Here is a 20165-nt window from a genome sequence, read left to right as displayed (position 1 = left end):
GAGAGACACTGTGTCCATTTGTGCCTTGATATTCCATATATCAAAGGTAAACATTTTTAGAAGCTGAAAGCTAAATGCACTAAAGTGCATAGTTTTAACTATAGTCTGCGACCAATAAAGTATTTACTAGCAGACATTAATCCTTTAAACCTACTTTCTTATCCTACATTAAGTAGAATACCTCATCCCACACAATATCTTTGTCCTATCAAAACATAAAGAGTAATACCAATGAATATATTAGCATTCGCTGCTACTAATAGCAGCACTTCAATCAACTTACAATTAGTTAAAAACGCAACAACTCAATTCGAAGATCATACTATCCAAATTATAGACATCAATGACTATGAAATGCCTATCTATTCACAGGATAGAAACAATAAAGGTGTTCCTCAACAAGCATTAGACTTTAATGAAGCGATCAAGAATGCAGATGCTATAATCATAGGATTAGCAGAACACAACGGTACCTTTAGCACTGCCTTTAAGAATATCTTTGACTGGGGATCTAGAGTAGAGAAAAACTTCTTTCAGAATAAACCGATGCTACTATTATCTACCTCTCCAGGTCCACGTGGCGGACAGTCTGTTATGGAAAGTGCTGCTACAATCTTCCCTTACTTTGGAGGAAACATAAAAGCGCAGTTCTCACTACCAAGTTTCCAAGATAACTTTAGTAATGGAACAATCCACACACCCGAACTAGCCTCACAATTAAGAGATAAAATAAATACTTTTAAACAAGAACTTTCTTAACTCCAACCAAAAAGCCCAATAACATGCTGTTATTGGGCTTTTATTTTTTTAATTATTATAATACACATCACGCCCTGTCGGCACATAATTATTATGAAAACATCCAAGGATGTTTTATGTGGACGTATGTGATACGTCCCTACGATTGCGGAAATACGTTGTCGATATTGATTGCGAATATATATTGTGGATGTATACACATCACACTATATATCACGTCATCTGAGTACTTACTGCCTATAAGGCAAACAATTCTTAATTCTTAATTACCTCAAGATATTCTTTCCTGGATGAAACTCCTCTCCATTTTTTAGATTCACATAGAAACAATTGTACTCGTTTTTACGCTCCTCTTTCTCTCTTTCTAATTCCACCTCTGCGAGATAATCAGCTCCATCTCTCACAGTCACAAATACAGGTTCGTAGACCACTAGACCAGTGCGTACATCAATTATTCCATATAACCCTTGCTCTTCCAATTGAAATACACAATACTTGATATTGCGCATTAATCGCAAAGAATAAAAACGAGGTGACAATACCCATTGACGACACTCTACATTCCATATCCCAATTCTGTTAACTTGATCCTTCTTGATAGAAACAAAATACAACGGTTCCTTCACACTGCTAATAGCATTAATCTTTTCTAATAAGAAACCTTCAGGAATATCCTTATCATCAATCAAAAGTTCCTTCGCAGGCCAAATCACTTCATTGTAATACGAAGTAATCGAATAATCACTTGGCTTATCTAAACAATCTTTTAATACACCGTGCTTAGTTAAAATATAGAACTCATTATGGCGATTATCACTATCTACAGGAGCCACTTCCACAATAAAGAATTGCTTCGAAGGCACAGGATATATATTTAGCACATGCTGCCAAATGTCTTGTATCGTACGCTCACTTTTGATTGTAATCACTTTCAGATGTACTGGCACATACATATCAAACTCATAGTTCACATAATAACGCCCATTACCCGTTGTATCCCTACATATAACTGGTTTGGCAGCCAAGTGAGACTTCTCTGTATTCATGCGTACTTTATATTCCTTTCCTTTATAGGTAATAGGAAAAATCGGCTGCGGAATGATTTCATAAGACTTAATGCGTTTTCCTTTTAGATTATAAACCCTTACCTCATCTTCATTCACTTTCCTCACCCATCTCAATCCATTGTCATAGGTACTAACAACTCTTTTGACAATGCGTTTTAATCGATCACTTTTAGCAAAATACAAATCATCTCCTATCTGAATCAACTTAGCACCAATTTTATTTATCTTAATCTCTTCTGTACTTTCGTATAGCCCTTCTTTAGAAACTGTTCTGGACTCCAGCACTTGTTTTGTATCCAACACTAATACCGTCGTTTTAGTACGAAATACTTCTGTTCCCCACAGTGGTTTTAGTGAAGCACCAGCACTCATTACATTAAAATTAGGCAAGAACTTCCATTGCCAAAAACGACTGTAAACAGTATAGGAATGAACAGTCTTCGCTACTGTAAAACCCCCTACTTCATACAACTCTATCTTCTCAAACCTACACTTCAGGACTTCCTTATTTTGCAAATCAATCACACCATATAACCCCTCCTTATCGCGTACAACAGCATAACCCGACTTAGTGAATAATTCACCATCGGCATACTGCTGACTGATAACGATTTGTTTGTCTTGATTACAATAGCCATACATCCCCCCTTTATCTAAAAAAGGATATATAACAGCGGTCTTATTAGTTGATGTGGTGTCCATAAGCCTGAAGTTTAAAAAGTCTCCTAAATATAGTGATTTTTTCATATGTAACCTCCTATACACCAGTGTTTTTTCACTCCAAAAAAGCGCATATCAATTAAGAATTAAGAATTGTTGCCCATGTACATCCACATAGTAATTCCCCACAGTTGCGCTAGCAAAGGACAGAATGCTAGAAAACATCTAGTAGATGTTTAATGTGGGCGTATAGTAATACGCCCGTACCGTTGTAGAAATATATTATGAAAATACGTTGTGGATATTGATTGCGAATATACATCACGCCCAATATCCACAATCAAAAAAAGACCGTCTTATAAAAGACAGTCTTTATATCACCATGGCTGAAAGCCACTAATTCCTAATTAAATTAGTATCCTACAGCGACATCATCACCACGTGTATCTGCACCAGCCTGATAAGTACCATTCTTATTTACAAGAACTCCCTCAACACGCCCATATGGCTTGCGTTCTTTTAGGATATACCCTTTATCAGTAAGTGCTTTACGTACACCTGCTGTGATAGCCGTTGGTTCATAATCAATGTGATCAGGAAGCCATTGGTGGTGAAAACGAGGAGCAGATACTGCCTCTTGCATATTCATCCCAAATTCAGTAACATTTAATATCGTTTGGAATACCGAGGTAATAATTGTTGATCCTCCAGGAGTCCCCACTACCATATATAACTTATTGTTCTTCTCTAAAATAGTAGGAGACATCGAACTAAGCATTCGCTTCTCAGGCTCTATTGCATTAGCCTTTCCGCCTACTAACCCGTACATATTAGGTGTACCAGGCTTCACAGAGAAATCGTCCATCTCATTATTCAATAAGAATCCCCCACCTCCTACGATAGTCTTAGATCCATACGAATCGTTTAATGTCGTCGTTGCTGACACAGCATTTCCCCATTTATCCACTACACAGTAATGCGTTGTTTCTTCACTCTCATATCCCCCTAATGCACCAGCTTTAATATCGGCACTCTTTGTCGCCTTGTCAAAAGACATAGATGCCATACGCTCCACATTATAATCTTTATTTACCAATTGCTTTACTGGAACTTTATAAAAGTCAGGATCTCCTAAGTGTTCCGCTCTATCTGCATATACTCTACGCTCAGCCTCTACCATTACTTGCACTGTTTTCTCAGACTGGAATCCCCATTGTGACAACGGATATTTCTCTATAGATTGGAACAGCGAGATTAACGCTATTCCTCCACTACTTGGCGGTGGCATAGAGATAACCTTGATTCCCTTATATTCTCCTGTGATTGGCGTTCTCCATTTTGCTTCATAACGTTTCAAATCCTCCAGTGTCATCATCCCATTCCCTCTCTTCATTTCCTCCACGATTAACTGTGCAGTCTTTCCTTCATAGAATCCCTTTCTTCCTTCTTTCTGTACGCGTTTAAGTGTCTCAGCCAAATCTTTTTGAACGAATAGATCTCCTTTATTCCATTGTGATCTATCTGTGATAGCTGTCTTTTGTGTACTAAACTTCACAAAATTATCGTGTTGCTTAGTGAACTCCCCAGCTTGTTTTTCAGTAATATAAAACCCTTTCTCAGCTAGATCAATAGCGGGTTGTACCAACTCCTCCCATTTTAACGTACCATACTTAGCATGTGCTTTTACCATTCCATCAATTGTACCAGGTACTCCTGATGCTAGCCCACCTTTCATACTCAACTCAGTAATCGCTTCTCCATCTCCACCCCAATACATATTTTCTCTCGCCTGCATAGGCGCTTTTTCTCTATAATCTAGTGCATCTACCTTTCCATCGTGACTGCGATATACGATAAATCCACCGCCACCTATATTACCTGCATTAGGATACACCACTGCCAATGCTAACTCTACCGCCACAGCAGCATCGATAGCATTTCCTCCTTTTTTAAGGATATCTACTCCTACTCTACTTGCTTCTGGATGCCCGGATACGATTACTCCATTTTTATACGCCTGGGGGTTCTGTGCTACTACTTGTAATATACTTCCACATAGTATAAAAGCTGATAATATAACTTTCTTCATGTTTTTTTGTTTTTGTTACTGCAAGATATAAATTTTGAGTTTATTATTAAAATGGGGGTTCAATTCTCTTATAAAAACAAAAAGAGTATATAAACATACTTAAACGTCTATATACTCTTTTTACTATTTCTGATATTGTTTAATGAATATTAACTACATCAAACCATTTTCTATGAGCAACTTTTTAAACATCAACGAAAAAGCTTGATCAGGATTGGCAAATATTCTCAATTTATCCTTAAACATATCATCAAAAGGCAGCTCTAATAAAGCTCTTTGTCTAATAATCTTATCTAATTTTCTCAGCTCTGTACTTCTAAGTGTATTATACAATGGTTTATTCAGATGATACTTCTGTATTGTATTTCTTCCTATCACACTTAATCCAATAACAACCTCATCTTCAAAACCTAAATGCTCTTCTATCTCAGCGTCTGTTGCTGTACAAGGATCTAAACAATTCTCATTAGGCAAAGCTCCATTAGCTATCTTTCCGACATTACTATCTTTATGTGAGAGATATAAGTTCTCCCATTCAAAGGCTTTAGTTGGATCCTCAGACACCTCAACATAATGATCTACTTGAGCTTCACTTAAATCATTAAACTTAACCTCACTATAAAAACATTTATAGAAGCTACTTCTAGCTAAAATCTCCTTTACCTCTTTATGCCCATATTGAGCTGAACTAGGTCTGTCTTTACCAGATGTTATAAACCTTTCTGTCCATACTACCTCATTATCTACTAATTTCTGAGGCTTATCTAATCGATCAATATGCCTCATTACTTAGCTTCTAATAATTGTTTAAGCGTATCATCTAAATTCAAGTAACCAAAATACTGTGGATTAATAGCTACTAACTTTTCTTCTATTTCCTTTTCTTTAATCTTATCACCAGCTTCGATTGCCTTGATTCTTTCCTGTAACAGTTTATCAATTTCAGCATTTGCAAAAGAACTTGTTTCTCCAAATACATCAGAACTCAATATCTCTTCAATAGGTTTATTAGAATATCTACTAGTCTCATCTATTATCCTTGAGTAACCTACTTCTGGTTTACACACATATACTTTTGCCCCTTCTACAGATCCCACGATAAATGGAGAATGTGTAGTCACTATAATCTGTATATTAGGGAACAACTTTAAAATAGAGTTTAAGAAAGTCTTTTGCCACTTAGGGTGTAAATGATTCTCTGCTTCGTCTATTAATAACACTCCAGGTGTTAAACACAGTTCCTCTAAAAGCAAATCATTTAGCTTATAGACAGAATACATCTGACTTAATAAAGAGATTAATCGTTGTACTAAATACAGATTACCACTACTCAACTTCTCTATCGTTATATCCACTCCATTCTGTCTAATAACAGGCAAGAAAGTAGAACGCTCTACGTGTAACAGCTCTCCATCTAAAAGACTAATCTCAAATATCTTCTTTAATACACCGTAGATATACTCTCCTTCCGCTCTCTCTGTAGGATTACTAGATGATTTAAAATAATCAAAGAATGTAATTACCTGCGTTGTATCTGTATTACGCTGAATACCATCTAAGCAATTTCTTAAATAACCTTCAGGTTTAATAAAACCTAAGGCATTTATATGAAATGTTTGGTGATCATTCTGTGATGTCCAATAGTTTAGTATCCATTTATTTCCTTTTGATGATGAATCGAATAATGCTCTAAGAAAAAATTCATACTTTTCTCCTCTATTATAAATGTCAAAACTCTCTTTGCTATTACCTTCATTTAACCTCGCTTCTAATAACAAATTAGCATAATTCAACTCTAACTCCATATTCAATAAAAAATCATTATTCCTTCTTATTGAACGGATGCTATCACTCTCATATTCCAAAAACATCTTTCTAATCGCATCGATGATAATAGTCTTACCAGCCCCATTCTCTCCAGTGATAATAGTTACTTGACTACCCGCATTTTCATTAGTAGCAAATTCTATCTCATCATCTAAGAAAGGGCCAATATTCTTTAAGTATAACTTCTTTAATTTCATCTTATCATCTTTTAGGTAAAATTAGATAAATCTTATTTATCACACAAATATCATTTATTGGTCAAACCCAATACTCTCTAACCATTACCACCAATACTTCGGATACTTTCTTTTCTTGCTTATATTATTAAAAAGCAAGGCTATAACGGTGATAATAACCGCTCCTGTCAATACAGGGTTAATTATAAAAGACCAACTAGCGCCTCCTAATATAATAACTAGAGGATCTGCTCCTGCTGGTGGATGAGTAGTCTTAGTCAATAGCATTAATCCTATCGCAGCTCCTACTCCTATCGCTAGTGAGTACCACTCTGTCCCTAAAAACATCAAACAAAGTAACCCCACTACACTTGCTAATAAATGTCCTCCTATGATATTACGTGGTTGCGCTAAAGGGCTATCAGGTACACCAAATGCCAATACACACGTCGCACCGAAAGGAGCCATAATTAAAGGCATTGATAATTCCTTCGTCATATAGGCAATTACACCTATAGCTAACATTCCACCAATACCTGAATAAATAGAATGGGTAGAGGTAGCCGACTTAGGACTCATTTCAGTTGTTTTAAACTTCGCTATATATCTCTTCATTTATAATACATCTTTCTTTAGTAAATCTATAATCTTCTTCACACAATCCGAATTTTGATACACACGGCTCTCTGTTAACCCCGCTTCAAATAACATATATAAGGTAAACGCCTTCCCTTGATCAGCAACTACTGTTTCAAAAAAAGCCTTTAACTCCTGCTTGTGCTGATGAATAACATCGTAAATCTTGCCTTTATCCTGTGGTAGTTCAGCTAACATATTTAGAAATGCACATCCTCTATACCCCTCTTTCTTATTCATCTCCATAATATAAGTGAAGACTGCTATTACTTTCTCTTTTTCAGTGCGCTTCTTCTCTACCAAAACCCGTAACCCTTCAAACCAATAGCTATGCCTACGATTAAGATACTCTACAGCTAAGTCATCCTTCGTTTTAAAATGGTCGTAAAAGCTAGCCTTAGCCACTTTAGCTTCTTCTATTACAGCATTGATACCTGTATTATTGTACCCCTGCTGATGGAAGAGCAAAGTCGCCGCTTTTAATATCCTCTCTTTAGGTGAATTATCTTTCATACAGCAAATGTAATAAAAAAAAACAGACAATTCTGTCTACTTTATGCGTTTTTAAAAGATAGCATAAGCAAATTATTTAACCTGTTCAGATAGGAAAAAGAAGCCTAATGATTTACACCTTTTTTACACACAAACTCCAACATCTGACGTTTTGGGCAAATTTTTTATGTAAAAACACTTCCCTACTCGACTGCATAGGAGACAAGAAGTGGACTAGAAGGAACCTTCTTATAAAATTCAAAGATTCTACTCTCTCATCTTTAACACATTTACTGGGCTCAGCTCAATACACTTTTTTTCTATGGTAAAAAACGTTTTTTGTTCATCACTATTCAACTAATAATAGTACACCCTATGGCACAGGTATTTTACAATAAGTATTTTGCCATTAGAATTTTAGCGTATAACTAACCCTAAAAAAGCATTCTATTACACAGAAAAAAAGCAAGGTTAGTCAACCTAAAAAAAGAAAATATTAGATCAAAAACAAGTGTATCGTTAGATAGGGACGAATTGAGAAATTCGTGCAGTTTTCTTTGGAGTGAGTCCATAGTGACTCCATAATGAGTCCATAGTGACTCCATTAAATAAGTCTTTTTAATGGACTTACTATGGATGCACAATGTTTTCAATATACATCCACACAAAAGCAAAGTGAATCAATTAACTTTAAAATAGCAGAAAATGGCAATTATCAATTCGAAAGGGCAACTAAAAGGAAACATAGGCCCTGTGACTAATCGCGTAGTGAATGGAAAAAACATTATGCAAGTTAAAGGTCGAAAACCTAAACAGACTAAAAATACAAAAAAAGCGGCTTCAGACTTCGGTTACGCTTCTAAGATGTGTAAAGTTCTACGAACATCAGTCGTTCAGATTATCAGTAAAAATCACGATAATAAGCTTTTTATTCGCTTTACTACAGCTGCTACAAATTTACTGAAATTAAATCCAACTATTCCAAAAGGGGAAAGAACTTTTATGAATACAGATATGAAAGGCCTAATAGGTTTTGACTTTAATATTAACAGTCCGTTTACTCGCTACTGTCAATTGCCTATACAGATAGAAAAAATCAGTGACAATCAACTTGCTGTAACTATTCCTGCATTTACAACCAAAGAGGTCTTTACTTTCATAGAAAAAACCTGTATAGCTAAAATTGGATTGACCTTGATTAGTCAGCCGCTAATAGAATACACTCGTATGGTTAGTAAACACTACTCTTTTACAACATCTTTAGATACAACAAATGAAGCTCAACAGTGGATTACAGAAATCCCTTCAAATGAGAACTTTAATATGATCATTGCGACTCTTACTTTCTCTAACAATTATACAGGTGAAAATGAAATAAGCATTAACAACAAAGATTTTAATCCAAGTACTATCCTCTATATCGACAATGGTCTATAGAGTAATTAGTCTACTATCTTTTATTCATAAAAAAAGACGATTCTCACGAATCGTCTTTTTTGTTATATCTACTATCTTATTATATAAAATACGCTACCACTACACCTCATATAACAACATAAAAAAAACTATAAATAGTTAATTTTAAAACACATATAACATTAAAAAAACATATTCTATTTACTTTTTTCATACCTTTGTATAACATTATTTCTTGATGAACGCTATATCTAAAAATACAACAGAACTTAATAACCTACTCTCAAAAGAACAACAAATTCTTTTTGAGAGAGCTTCTGTATTGGGTGGATATAAGAACTTAACTGATTTTATTCTAAACATCGTGCAACAAAAAGCAGAAGAAATTATTAAGAATAATGACCTTATTATTGCATCTGAAAAAGACGCAGAGATATTCATTGATGCAATTAATACAGTGCAAGAGCCTTCTACTACCTTAAAAAAAGCATTTGCTGATTATAATTCACTGCTAACTAATAAGAAGTAACATGCTAACAGAATTACTACAAAAAAAGCATAATAGAATAGACTTTGACTGTGGTAAAGAGTTACTAAACAACTATCTTAAAAATCAAGCTAGACAAGATCAAACGCGTAATTTAGCAAGTTGCTTTGTATTACTAGATGATGATGCTATTCAAATCAAAGGTTACTATACTTTATCCAATACTAGCATTCCTTTAGAATCATTACCCGATTCTTTAAAAAAGAAACTTCCTAGCAGTTATCAAAGCATACCTACTACATTGATGGGAAGATTTGCTATTAGCAATTCTTATCAAAAAAAGGGCTTAGGCAAATTATTACTAGTTGATGCATTGATGAGATGCTATGAATACAGTAGTCATATAGGTTCCTTTGGTGTTGTCGTAGACCCAATAGATATGGAAGCAGAGAGATTTTATTCCCACTATAAGTTTATTAAACTCCCTGATAGTGGAAAAATGTTTATCACAATGAAAACACTTGAAATACTATTTAAATAGAATTAATTCGTAGCAAATGGTAGTTAAGGATTTAAGGTATAACCTTCTAGTTCATAAAAAAAAGACGATTCTCACGAATCGTCTTTTTTGTTATATCTACTATCTTATTATATAAAATACGCTGCTACTACACCTAGTATAATAGCGATTAGCTTATTGATATTAAATGAATGCCCTTCATTACTCTCAAAGATAATCGTCGATGAGATATGAAACAAGATACCGACTACGATAGCTGATATCTCAGCATAATACTGGCTTAAGAAAGCTACATTACCAGATATCAATGTTCCTATCGGTGTCATTAATGAAAAGATAATCATAAACATAAATACGACTTTCTTATTCATATTTGCATTGATAAAGAAAGCGGTAAGAATCACAGCTATTGGCAGATGATGTATTCCTATTCCCCAGGCTAACTCCTCATGTTGACTCACTGGCATTCCTTCAAACAATGCGTGAATACACAAACTGATAAATAACAACCAAGGTACTTTATCAAGCTTATCATGTGAGTGTACGTGTCCGTGCTCTGCTCCCTTAGAGAAAAACTCTAAGACAATCTGGAACACTATCCCTATCATAATAAAGAATCCAATATTACCAGAACTATGGTCATGCCCATGCGCGTGAGTATGACCTACATGTTCAGTGATAGCAGCTGCTTCACTAGCGGCATATACATCAGGCAATAAATGGGTAACCGTTAATGTAAGTAGAAATGAACCACTAAATGCCATTAATAGTTTAAGGTTTTTCTTGTTTTTAGGCTCTAATATCACTGCTATTAGATATCCTATGATAACGGCTAGTAAAGGAATAATATAAACCATAGGCTTATTTGAATATCATAATTAATCGATCTGATTCTTGTCTGTAAAATGGCTTTAACTTATAATCACCGAAGACATCTAATAAATAGATTTCTTTTTCATTCATCATCGCTTCAAAATCTTCTAATCTCAAGGCTTTAACTTTCTCCATATACTCGTGGTGTTCACCATCTGCATCGAAGATAATTTCTTTGATAATAAAACCGTCTTCATATTTACGTGTAATATTAAACTCTATACCATCTACTGTCTTTACTTCAGAAGGTACTAGATTTGCTATTACTTTATCTACGTTCATAAAGTCTATCACTGCTAATCCAAATTCATTTACACTTTTATGGATAGCATCTAAGGTACGCATATTGTCTTCTGGATTAGGGAAATACCCAAAACTAGTAAACAAATTAAAGATAGCATCATACTTCTCTGTCGAAGGTTCGCGCATATCTCTAACTTCAAAATGTAATGTATCAGTAGCATACTGACTTGCTTCGGCTATACTATTAGGTGACAAATCTACTCCTGTCACATCATAACCTAATGAATTTAAATATATAGAATGTCTCCCTTTCCCACAAGCTAAATCCAATATTTTAGCTCCTTCATCTAGATTTAAATATTGCGTTAAATTATCAATTAACACTTGTGCTTCACTGTAATCCCTATCTTTGTATAAAGTATGGTAATAAGTGGTGTCAAACCACGACTTATACCAGGCTTTGTTCTCTGTTGACATATATTTATTTTAAAACTTCTTTATTAGCCTGCAAATTTACTTTATTTTTGCGGATTAAACATAGCATATATCACAGACATATCAGGATTTTAAATTCGGGTTAAATAGTCTTGTTGTAACGGAGAAAAAGTTGTAACTTAAACGATACTATGTCACATATAAAGTTTTGGTTTATAATTGAATAGTCAATTATTCCTTATATAATAATAAAGATGGAAAATTTTAAAATGGTTGCGAAGACATTCTTCGGTTTTGAAGAAGTATTAGCAAAAGAATTGCAGTTATTAGGTGCGTCAAGTGTACAAGAAGGTACTAGAATGGTGAGTTTTAAAGGAGATAAAGGTTTTATGTATAAAGCTAATCTAGCCTTGCGCACTGCTTTAAAAATACTTAAACCTATTAAAACTTTTGCAGTCTATAATGAAGGTAATTTATATAAGGGAGTTCAGAGTATTGACTGGAGTGAATATATCAATGCTAATCAATCATTCGTTATAGATGCTACGGTATTCTCGGACAACTTTAATAACTCACAGTTCGTGTCTTTAAAGGCTAAAGATGCTATCGTAGATCAGTTTAGAAGTAAGACTGGTGTACGTCCTAGTATTGATAAAGATTACCCAGATTTGAGAATTAACATTCACTTACAACAAGATTTGTGTACGGTATCTATCGATTCATCAGGAGCTTCTCTACACCACCGTGGATATAGAACGGCTACTAATATAGCGCCTATTAATGAGGTGTTAGCTGCTGGGATGTTATTAATGTCAGGATGGGATGGTCGTACAGATTTTATTGATCCGATGTGTGGATCTGGTACTATTCTGATAGAGGCTGCTATGATAGCTTGTAATATTCCTGCGAATATCAACAGAAAAGAGTTTGCCTTCGAGAGATGGAATGATTGGGATGCAGAATTATTTGATACTATCCAAGAGTCACTTTTAAAGAAAGTAAGAGAATTTCACTATACTATCAAAGGATATGACAAGGCTCCTTCTGCAGTAGCAAAAGCTATTGACAATGCTAGAAATGCCAACTTAGATGAATACATCAGAATAGAAGATGGTAACTTCTTCGATTCTCAAAAACAGACTGAAGGACCACTACACATGGTATTTAACCCTCCTTATGGAGAGCGTCTAGATATTAACCTAGAGCGTTTCTATAGAGAGATCGGTGATACATTAAAACAGTCTTATCCAGGTACAGAAGCTTGGTTTATCACTGGTAACGTAGAGGCATTAAAATTCGTAGGACTTAGACCTTCAAGAAAGATCAAGTTATTTAATGGTAAACTAGAAGCTAGATTTGTCAAATACGAATTATACGCAGGAAGTAAAAAAGGAAAATATATGAACCAAAACGATTAGTTATGAGTGTAGGTACTAAAACTATATTATTACAGTTCGCGAGTTTTGCTATACTATTTTTTATATGCAAATTCGCTCTTGCAACATTCACTGAATTAAGTGGCTTATGGTTACCTGCTACGAGTGCTGTTGTGGCGACGATCTTAGCTCCTCAATTTAAAGTATTCAAAACGGATAAAGGAGAAAAGATTTGCGTTCGTTGGATATTCTTAAAAGGTGTTAAGGTTTTGAACTAAAAACAAAGCTCTAAATGAATAATAACAACGTTATTCTCTTAGAAAACACGCAAATAAGCAACTATCTATAAAAGATAAAAGGAAGGGTTAAAAAGACAGTTTTTGACTTTTATTGTAGGGTTAAATAACCTACATTTGTCTCATATCCCTTTAAAATTACAAATACTAAAAAGCCAATTGAATATCGAAAGATGACGATTGGCTTTTTGCTTTTATCACCCTTGTCTTCCTAAGGAGACACAAGATATTGCCTCAACTTTATGTACCAACAGGGTGTAATCTTGATTACGTATTTACATTGGATCATATATTTCCACAACTATTATCCACAACTTATTTCCACAATCGTAGGGACGTATCACATACGTCCAAATAAAACATCCTTGGATGTTTTCATAACATTTATGAAAGTGTATTATGGCTACTGGGTAGGCTGTATGTAATACAGCCCTACGATTGTGTGCAACAGAACGTGATTTGTGTTGTGAATATTTACACAAAGTCAGAAGACTTCACACACAAGGCGGTCACTCTCTATAATGGGCATTTGTTTTACTATTTTCATATTATTTCTTTTCACAAATTACAGCAATTTACCCTTTTATATCAAACCCTTTTTTTATAAACAACAATACAAAAAGAGAAATAAGTCACCTTTTTACTTTTAAATCCCCTCTCAATCTTCTATTTTTGAGAACTAACCTAATAACAATAACTATTATGAACAGAAGAAGTTTTCTTCAAAATACCAGTATGGCAGGTATAGGAGCACTTATTGTTCCTTCTTCCCTATTTAGCTTTTCTAACTCAACCAAAAAAGTACGCATCGGAATGATCGCTGTGGGGCTTAGAGGCCAAGTACACTTAGACGAATTACTTAAACGCGACGATGTGGAGGTAATCGCAATGGCTGATCCAGATGATAGAATGATCAAAAGAGCACAAAAAATAGTAGATAAACACAACAAAAAACAACCTATCGTATACGGAAACGGTGATTATGACTACCGTAACCTACTTAAACGAGAGGATATCGATGCTGTAATTATTTCTTCTCCATGGGAATGGCATGAAAGACAGGGGACAGAATCTATGCGTGCAGGAAAGATAGTGGGGATGGAAGTATGTGGTGCTATGACTCTAGAAGAATGTTGGAAATACGTAGATGTATATGAAGAAACGAAAGTACCGCTGATGATGCTAGAGAATGTGTGTTACCGCAGAGATATTATGGCTGTCTTTAATATGGCTAAAAAAGGAAAATTTGGGGAGTTAATCCACGGTACTGGTGGGTATCAACATGATCTACGCAATGTACTCTTTAACGATGGCGTACAACCTTATGGCGGTGGTGTAGAGTTTGGCGAGAAAGGATTTAGTGAAGCAAAGTGGAGAACAGACCATTATGTCAATAGAAATGGGGAGTTATATCCTACACATGGTGTAGGTCCCTTAGCGGCAATGTTCGATGTGAACAGAGGTAATCGAATCACTCATCTTACTTCTATGGCTTCTAAAGCAAGAGGATTAAATAAATATATCATAGAGAATGGTGGTCAAGATCACCCTAATGCGAAAGTTACTTTTAAACAAGGTGATATCGTGACGACTACACTTAAATGTGAAAATGGTGAAACGATGGTTCTTACGCATGACACTTCTCTTCAACGCCCATACAACTTAGGTTTTAAGGTACAGGGAACTGAGGGAATTTGGCAAGAGATAAGTTCTGGTGGTTTTGACAAAGGGTTTATTTACTTCGAAAAAGAGATGAATCACTCACACCAATGGGCTAACTCAAAAGAATACTTAGAACAATATGATCATCCACTATGGAAAAACAATGCGGATAAAGCTGTAGGTGCTGGTCATGGTGGAATGGATTACTTTATGATTAACGCCTTCGTCGAAAGTATCAAAAGGAATATAGAGTTCCCATTTGATATTTATGATTTGGCGACTTGGTATGCGGTTACACCATTAAGTGAGAAGTCCATAGCTGCACATGGTCAAGTACAGGAAATGCCAGACTTTACTAGAGGTAAATATGTGAATAGAAAAACTGTTTTTGGTTCTAATAGTGAGTATTAGAAGTGAGTCTATCGCTACGCGGTTATTCTTTTACTTTTTTGTCTTGACACAAAAAAGTAACAAAAAAAGTCAAGGCTGTAATTCCTAAGCGGTCAATCACGGCACTCCTGCCTATGCAACGCCTGGCTTCTTCGCTAAAAACATCTACTAGATGTTTTTTAAACGCTTGACCCTATTAAGGCCAAGAGGGCTTCGCAAGGTTAATTACTTTAAATAGAGTATTTCATTTTATCACTTCGTATAGTAATAAAGTGCAACATAGTTTATATCACGTCCTGTTGGCACGCAATCGTAGGGACGTATTACATACGTCCACATAAAACATCTAATAATGCTTTCATAACATTCTGTGCCAACGTAACTGGGTGGATATGGACGGCACGGATTACAAATCCGCGCCAGCGCTACTGTGTCGAAATACTGTGTGGATGTATATCACATCATCTATAACACTTGATATTAATAATAAACAGCCCCATAATAAGTGTTATTATGGGGCTGTTTGTTTAAATCTATTGTTTATTTTAAATGCTCTGAGACAAATCCCATCATACATTTATAGAATGCGATACTGTTCTCTTCTTTTGAGAAGCCGTGTCCCTCGTCATATTTGACCATATAAGGAACTTCAAATCCTCGTGCACGTAGTGCTTCTACGATTTGATCTGATTCTGCTATCTTTACCCTAGGATCATTAGCTCCTTGGACGACAAATAGTGGTTTGTTGATTTTGTCTAGTTGATACACTGGAGATACTTCTCTTGCGATTTTTCTTTCGTCTTCCTTGTCTAGATCATACCATATCTCTTTCACCATATCTTTATACGGCTTCCAATATTCTGGGAATGATTCAAAGAAAGTAAATATACTTGATACACCTACATAATCAATCCCACAAGTATAAAGCGCTGGTGTCTTCACTAGCCCCATAAGCGTAGCATATCCCCCATGACTCGCGCCATAGATTGCTATCTTAGAGGCGTCTACCCATCCTTGTTCGATTACATAGTGCACACCATCTTCTACATCATCCATTACCTTGCGACCGATTTGTTTAAAACCAGATTTAAAGAACTCCTTGCCATATCCTCCTGAGATACGGAAGTTGACTTGTAGGGTAGCATATCCTCTACTAGCGAATAATTGAGTCTCTGGATTAAAGCCCCAACTGTCTCTAATACCTTGCGGTCCTCCGTGTGGATTAACGATAAGAGGTACTTTATGCCCTTGTTTAGCTGATTTAGGCAATGTGATATACCCATGTAATTTTATACCATCACGACTCATAAAACTAATCGGTAGCATCTCTGCCATATCCTCTTCTTTAAGTTGAGGCATTAAATCATAAAGTAACGTTACTTCACCTGAGTCCTTATCGTAATTATAATATCTACCATAAAGTTTATCACTCTGTACAATCACTAAGTAACGGTCTTCGTTCTCTGTCTTAGCAGCAATAGAATATTCATACCCTCCAAAGTGGCGTTCTAAGTCTGCACTTATCTTCTTAAACGTTTCGCTTATTGGTTCTATAATCACTTTTTCTCCCTCATAACCAAGGTAATCGATTTCCCAGTTTCTGTTGCGAGATAATCCTATAATAGAGGCATCGTATTCAGCATTAGCATATACTTCCTTAACGACAGTCTTCGCTTTAAAATCATATAATACAATGCGTTGCTTATCTGAGTCAAGATTCGTCAATACATACGCTTCATCCTTATTCTCCGAAGCATAGTTAAATGCCATTAATGAAAAAGTATCAGACCAGTTAATCGTATGGAATAATTCGTACTCACTTCCTCCCTCTACTTTATAGAAGTACTGCGTCTGTACGCCATTATACATTTTAGAATATCCTCTAAGATTACCATCTTTATCAAAGTCATAATCAGATACAGGGTTAGAAGGATCATCATTAGTGAACAACTTGGTGTATTCTCCTGTATGGATATTTATTTTATATGGTTCGAATACTTGGGCATTCTCTAAGTTCATCGAGATAATGATATAGTCTTTCTGCTCTTTTAGCATATTCAATATACCTGCCTGAACCTTGTCAAATGGGGTTAAATCTATATTATTCGTTCCATCTACATTAACAGCATAGATATGATAGTTCTCATCCCCTCCATTATCCATCATATAAGCTAATCGGTCATCATTTATCCATCCGTATCCTCGTACTAATTCTTCCCCCTCATCTATCACGCGAATAACATTACCTGAAGCTATTTCTTTCACATAAACGTGACGTTTATTCTTCTCGTCTTTCTCACGGTAAGACAGATACTTCCCATTCGGTGACAACTGAAAACTAGATGATGTAGGACGTTGAAAATAGTCTTCTACGCTGTATTTATACGTTCCTTGTTCTTTATTAGCTAAGGCTATTAGTTCTTCTTCTGTAGAGACAAGAGAAGGATTACCTGGAAGAGTAATAATCGTTTTTTCAAAGACAACAGGTATTTCCTGATCCATCTGCTTGATTATTCCCTCTATTTTATCTTCTACAACAACTCCTGAAAAGCTCATAGCCATAGCTGTTATAGAGAATGCAACAGTTGTATCACTAATTACTACACTGCTTGCTTCAAGTCCCATTGCCCCTTGACTAGGCAAGTCTATCGTTACTTCTTTATCTTCAGTAATATGTAATACTAAATCTAGTGTCATTTCTCCTAAATCTAGTGTTGCCTTATAATCTCCTATTAGTTCTTTCATAACTTCCTTTTTAAAGTTGTGCCTATTCACTTCTTTGTATACAAAAATAGCCATTTTACTGCATCTTATAAAGAATTATAGTATCCCTTTACTTCTATAAATATTCTCATATCATCATACATTAGGCGTGCGTTAATAGACGAAAAGTAACATTAAAAGACAAAACAGAGTATTCCGTCCTCACTTGATTCCCCAACTATCTACACTATGGGTCACATATAATGTTAAAAAAGCCCTTATAAGCCGTATAACAGGGATGGCATAACTATTGAAACAGTATTTATAGACTATTTGATGATTTAGCCTGCTACTAGAATTTATTTACTAACAACCTAAATGAATTCTACTCAAGACAAACGAAAGCAGGTTAAAGAAACAAAACCACAAATAGAATAACCTTAAATATGTAACGACCATTTACTGTGAATTAATTCTACTTTACATAGCTTCAATTAGCTCCAAAACCACACTACAGTGTGCTTTTATCACTAATTTCGCTCTGCTTTGTACAATTCATTCTCGTTTAAATGTTATTTCCAAATTTAAGGTATAACAATTATTAAAAGATAAGGTTATGCAAACGAACACAAAAACTGATTCACAAGACGCCACAAACGATAGTAAAAAAAGACTGAATATTTTAAACGGTAAATCACTTTCTACATCAGATTACCTTGTTTTAGGTAGTACATTTCTACTGATGGGGATAGGTTTATACTTTATTTATAGATTACAACCATACTTTGAAAAAATACACTTCGAAAGAATTAAAACCTTTTGGGGAGCTAGTATTATCAACTTCGGATTAATTCTATTTGTACTACAGATAAGTTTCTTATTATATATCGTGTATTTATACTTTAGATATAAACCAATAGCTTCTGTTAGTGATGAAGAACTACCTACCTGTACAGTAATAGTTCCTGCTTATAACGAAGGAAGATTAGTATATGATACTTTAGTTAGTTTAGTGAATAGTGATTACCCTGCTGAGAAGATAGAGATTATCTCTCTAGATGACGGTAGTAAAGATGATACTTGGAACTGGATGATTAAGGCGAAAGCTGAATTAGGAGACAGAGTAACAATCTTACAACAAGAACGTAATCAAGGAAAAAGACACGCATTATACAGAGGATTTAACATAGGTAAAGGGGAAGTATTCGTTACTGTAGATAGTGACTCTATCGTTAAGAAAGATACACTTAAAAATTTAGTAAGTCCTTTCGTAAACAATGAGAAATGTGGTGCTGTAGGAGGAAATGTTAGAGTATTAAACACTGCAGATGGTATTATACCTAAGATGCTTAATGTTAGTTTTGTCTTCAGTTTTGAATTTATTCGTTCTGCACAGAGTGCTTTAGGTTCTGTATTATGTACACCTGGTGCTTTAGCTGGATATAGAAGAGAGGCTGTAATGAACTGTTTAGAAGAATGGATTAACCAAACATTTATGGGTCAACCTTCTGACATCGGTGAAGATAGAGCAATGACTAATATGATCTTAAAACAAGGATATGATGTATTGTTCCAACGAAATGCTTATGTCTTAACTAATACACCTGAGACTTATAAAACACTGTACAAAATGTACATCCGTTGGGAGAGAAGTAATGTGAGAGAGAATATTGCGATGAGTAGATTTGCTTTTACTAACTTTAGAGAAGGGTCAAAAATAGGACCGAGAATATTATTACTTAACCAATGGTTAAATGTATTAATGGCTTATCCTATCACGATATTAATGCTATACTTCGTAATCACTCAACCGATTATGTTTATAAGTTCTGCTTTAGTAAGTATTTTTATCTTCTCTAGTATTCAAGTATTCTTCTATTCTAAGAGATATAATTTATTAGAGTCGTTCTGGGCATATCCTTATAGTATATTCTATACATTCACACTATTCTGGATTACTCCTTACGCTATTATTACAGCGAATAAAAGAGGTTGGTTAACACGTACCCTACCTGTTGAAAAATAAAAAGTAAAGTAGATTTATATATTTGATTGAGT

General features: G+C 35.0%; 17 protein-coding genes. 8 read left to right on the top strand and 9 right to left on the bottom strand.

Annotated elements, in window-relative coordinates; genetic code table 11:
- The first annotated feature begins 231 nt into the window (after window positions 1-231).
- The gene (locus CF599_RS08090; protein ID WP_121965527.1) at window positions 232-759 is read left to right on the top strand and encodes an NADPH-dependent FMN reductase; all 528 of its coding nucleotides are present in this window, start codon (window positions 232-234) and stop codon (window positions 757-759) included.
- A 266-nt stretch (window positions 760-1025) separates the two neighbouring features.
- Here the strand turns inward: CF599_RS08090 and CF599_RS08085 are convergent, their stop codons facing one another.
- The 6 genes from CF599_RS08085 to CF599_RS08060 all read right to left on the bottom strand — a co-directional run bounded on the left by CF599_RS08085 (window position 1026) and on the right by CF599_RS08060 (window position 7727).
- Window positions 1026-2528, bottom strand: coding sequence for a WG repeat-containing protein (locus tag CF599_RS08085; RefSeq protein ID WP_121965533.1), 1503 nt, complete (start codon window positions 2526-2528; stop codon window positions 1026-1028).
- Between the two features lie 370 nt (window positions 2529-2898).
- The gene (gene ggt, locus CF599_RS08080) at window positions 2899-4575 is read right to left on the bottom strand and encodes a gamma-glutamyltransferase (protein WP_121965526.1); all 1677 of its coding nucleotides are present in this window, start codon (window positions 4573-4575) and stop codon (window positions 2899-2901) included.
- A gap of 153 nt (window positions 4576-4728) precedes the next feature.
- Complete coding sequence (locus CF599_RS08075) at window positions 4729-5361, bottom strand: hypothetical protein (RefSeq protein ID WP_121965525.1); 633 nt, start codon at window positions 5359-5361, stop codon at window positions 4729-4731.
- Complete coding sequence (locus CF599_RS08070) at window positions 5361-6599, bottom strand: AAA family ATPase (protein ID WP_121965524.1); 1239 nt, start codon at window positions 6597-6599, stop codon at window positions 5361-5363. The genes CF599_RS08075 and CF599_RS08070 overlap by 1 nt, the downstream gene beginning before the upstream one ends.
- 84 nt (window positions 6600-6683) lie before the next feature.
- Window positions 6684-7193, bottom strand: a complete 510-nt coding sequence (locus CF599_RS08065; protein WP_121965523.1) for an HPP family protein — start codon at window positions 7191-7193, stop codon at window positions 6684-6686.
- The gene (locus tag CF599_RS08060; protein WP_121965522.1) at window positions 7194-7727 is read right to left on the bottom strand and encodes a TetR/AcrR family transcriptional regulator; all 534 of its coding nucleotides are present in this window, start codon (window positions 7725-7727) and stop codon (window positions 7194-7196) included.
- 684 nt (window positions 7728-8411) lie between these two features.
- Between CF599_RS08060 and CF599_RS08055 the strand changes: the two genes are divergently transcribed.
- From CF599_RS08055 to CF599_RS08045, 3 genes are all read left to right on the top strand, one after another.
- Entirely contained in the window at window positions 8412-9143 is a 732-nt protein-coding gene (locus CF599_RS08055) for a hypothetical protein (protein ID WP_121965521.1), read from the top strand.
- Window positions 9144-9360: 217 nt separating this feature from the next.
- Entirely contained in the window at window positions 9361-9651 is a 291-nt protein-coding gene (locus tag CF599_RS08050) for a DUF1778 domain-containing protein (protein WP_121965520.1), read from the top strand.
- Window position 9652: 1 nt separating this feature from the next.
- Window positions 9653-10150: a GNAT family N-acetyltransferase gene (locus CF599_RS08045; RefSeq protein ID WP_121965519.1), complete on the top strand. Its 498-nt coding sequence runs from the start codon at window positions 9653-9655 to the stop codon at window positions 10148-10150.
- A 107-nt stretch (window positions 10151-10257) separates the two neighbouring features.
- On the opposite strand, the gene CF599_RS08040 is transcribed toward CF599_RS08045, so the two are convergent.
- Together CF599_RS08040 and CF599_RS08035 are read right to left on the bottom strand one after the other, a co-directional pair.
- Window positions 10258-10986 (bottom strand): ZIP family metal transporter, encoded by a 729-nt coding sequence (locus tag CF599_RS08040; protein WP_121965518.1) that lies wholly within the window; start codon window positions 10984-10986, stop codon window positions 10258-10260.
- A gap of 4 nt (window positions 10987-10990) precedes the next feature.
- Complete coding sequence (locus CF599_RS08035; RefSeq protein WP_121965517.1) at window positions 10991-11722, bottom strand: bifunctional 2-polyprenyl-6-hydroxyphenol methylase/3-demethylubiquinol 3-O-methyltransferase UbiG; 732 nt, start codon at window positions 11720-11722, stop codon at window positions 10991-10993.
- 227 nt (window positions 11723-11949) lie between these two features.
- Here CF599_RS08035 and CF599_RS08030 point away from each other — a divergent pair, with 227 nt between their 5' ends.
- From CF599_RS08030 to CF599_RS08020, 3 genes are all read left to right on the top strand, one after another.
- Entirely contained in the window at window positions 11950-13098 is a 1149-nt protein-coding gene (locus CF599_RS08030; protein WP_173835526.1) for a THUMP domain-containing protein, read from the top strand.
- 2 nt (window positions 13099-13100) lie between these two features.
- Window positions 13101-13334: a hypothetical protein gene (locus CF599_RS08025; RefSeq protein WP_121965515.1), complete on the top strand. Its 234-nt coding sequence runs from the start codon at window positions 13101-13103 to the stop codon at window positions 13332-13334.
- Window positions 13335-14054: 720 nt separating this feature from the next.
- Window positions 14055-15425, top strand: coding sequence for a Gfo/Idh/MocA family protein (locus CF599_RS08020; protein WP_121965514.1), 1371 nt, complete (start codon window positions 14055-14057; stop codon window positions 15423-15425).
- Window positions 15426-15944: 519 nt separating this feature from the next.
- Here the strand turns inward: CF599_RS08020 and CF599_RS08015 are convergent.
- Window positions 15945-18149 carry a S9 family peptidase gene (locus CF599_RS08015; RefSeq protein ID WP_121965532.1) on the bottom strand — a complete coding sequence of 735 codons (2205 nt, stop codon included), beginning with the start codon at window positions 18147-18149 and terminating at the stop codon, window positions 15945-15947.
- A gap of 574 nt (window positions 18150-18723) precedes the next feature.
- Here CF599_RS08015 and CF599_RS08010 point away from each other — a divergent pair.
- Window positions 18724-20133, top strand: coding sequence for a glycosyltransferase family 2 protein (locus CF599_RS08010; RefSeq protein ID WP_121965513.1), 1410 nt, complete (start codon window positions 18724-18726; stop codon window positions 20131-20133).
- Window positions 20134-20165 lie beyond the last annotated feature (32 nt).

It is taken from the genome of Myroides sp. N17-2, assembly GCF_002286775.1.
Classification (GTDB): domain Bacteria; phylum Bacteroidota; class Bacteroidia; order Flavobacteriales; family Flavobacteriaceae; genus Flavobacterium.
This window is presented reverse-complemented; position numbering and strand designations above follow the sequence as displayed.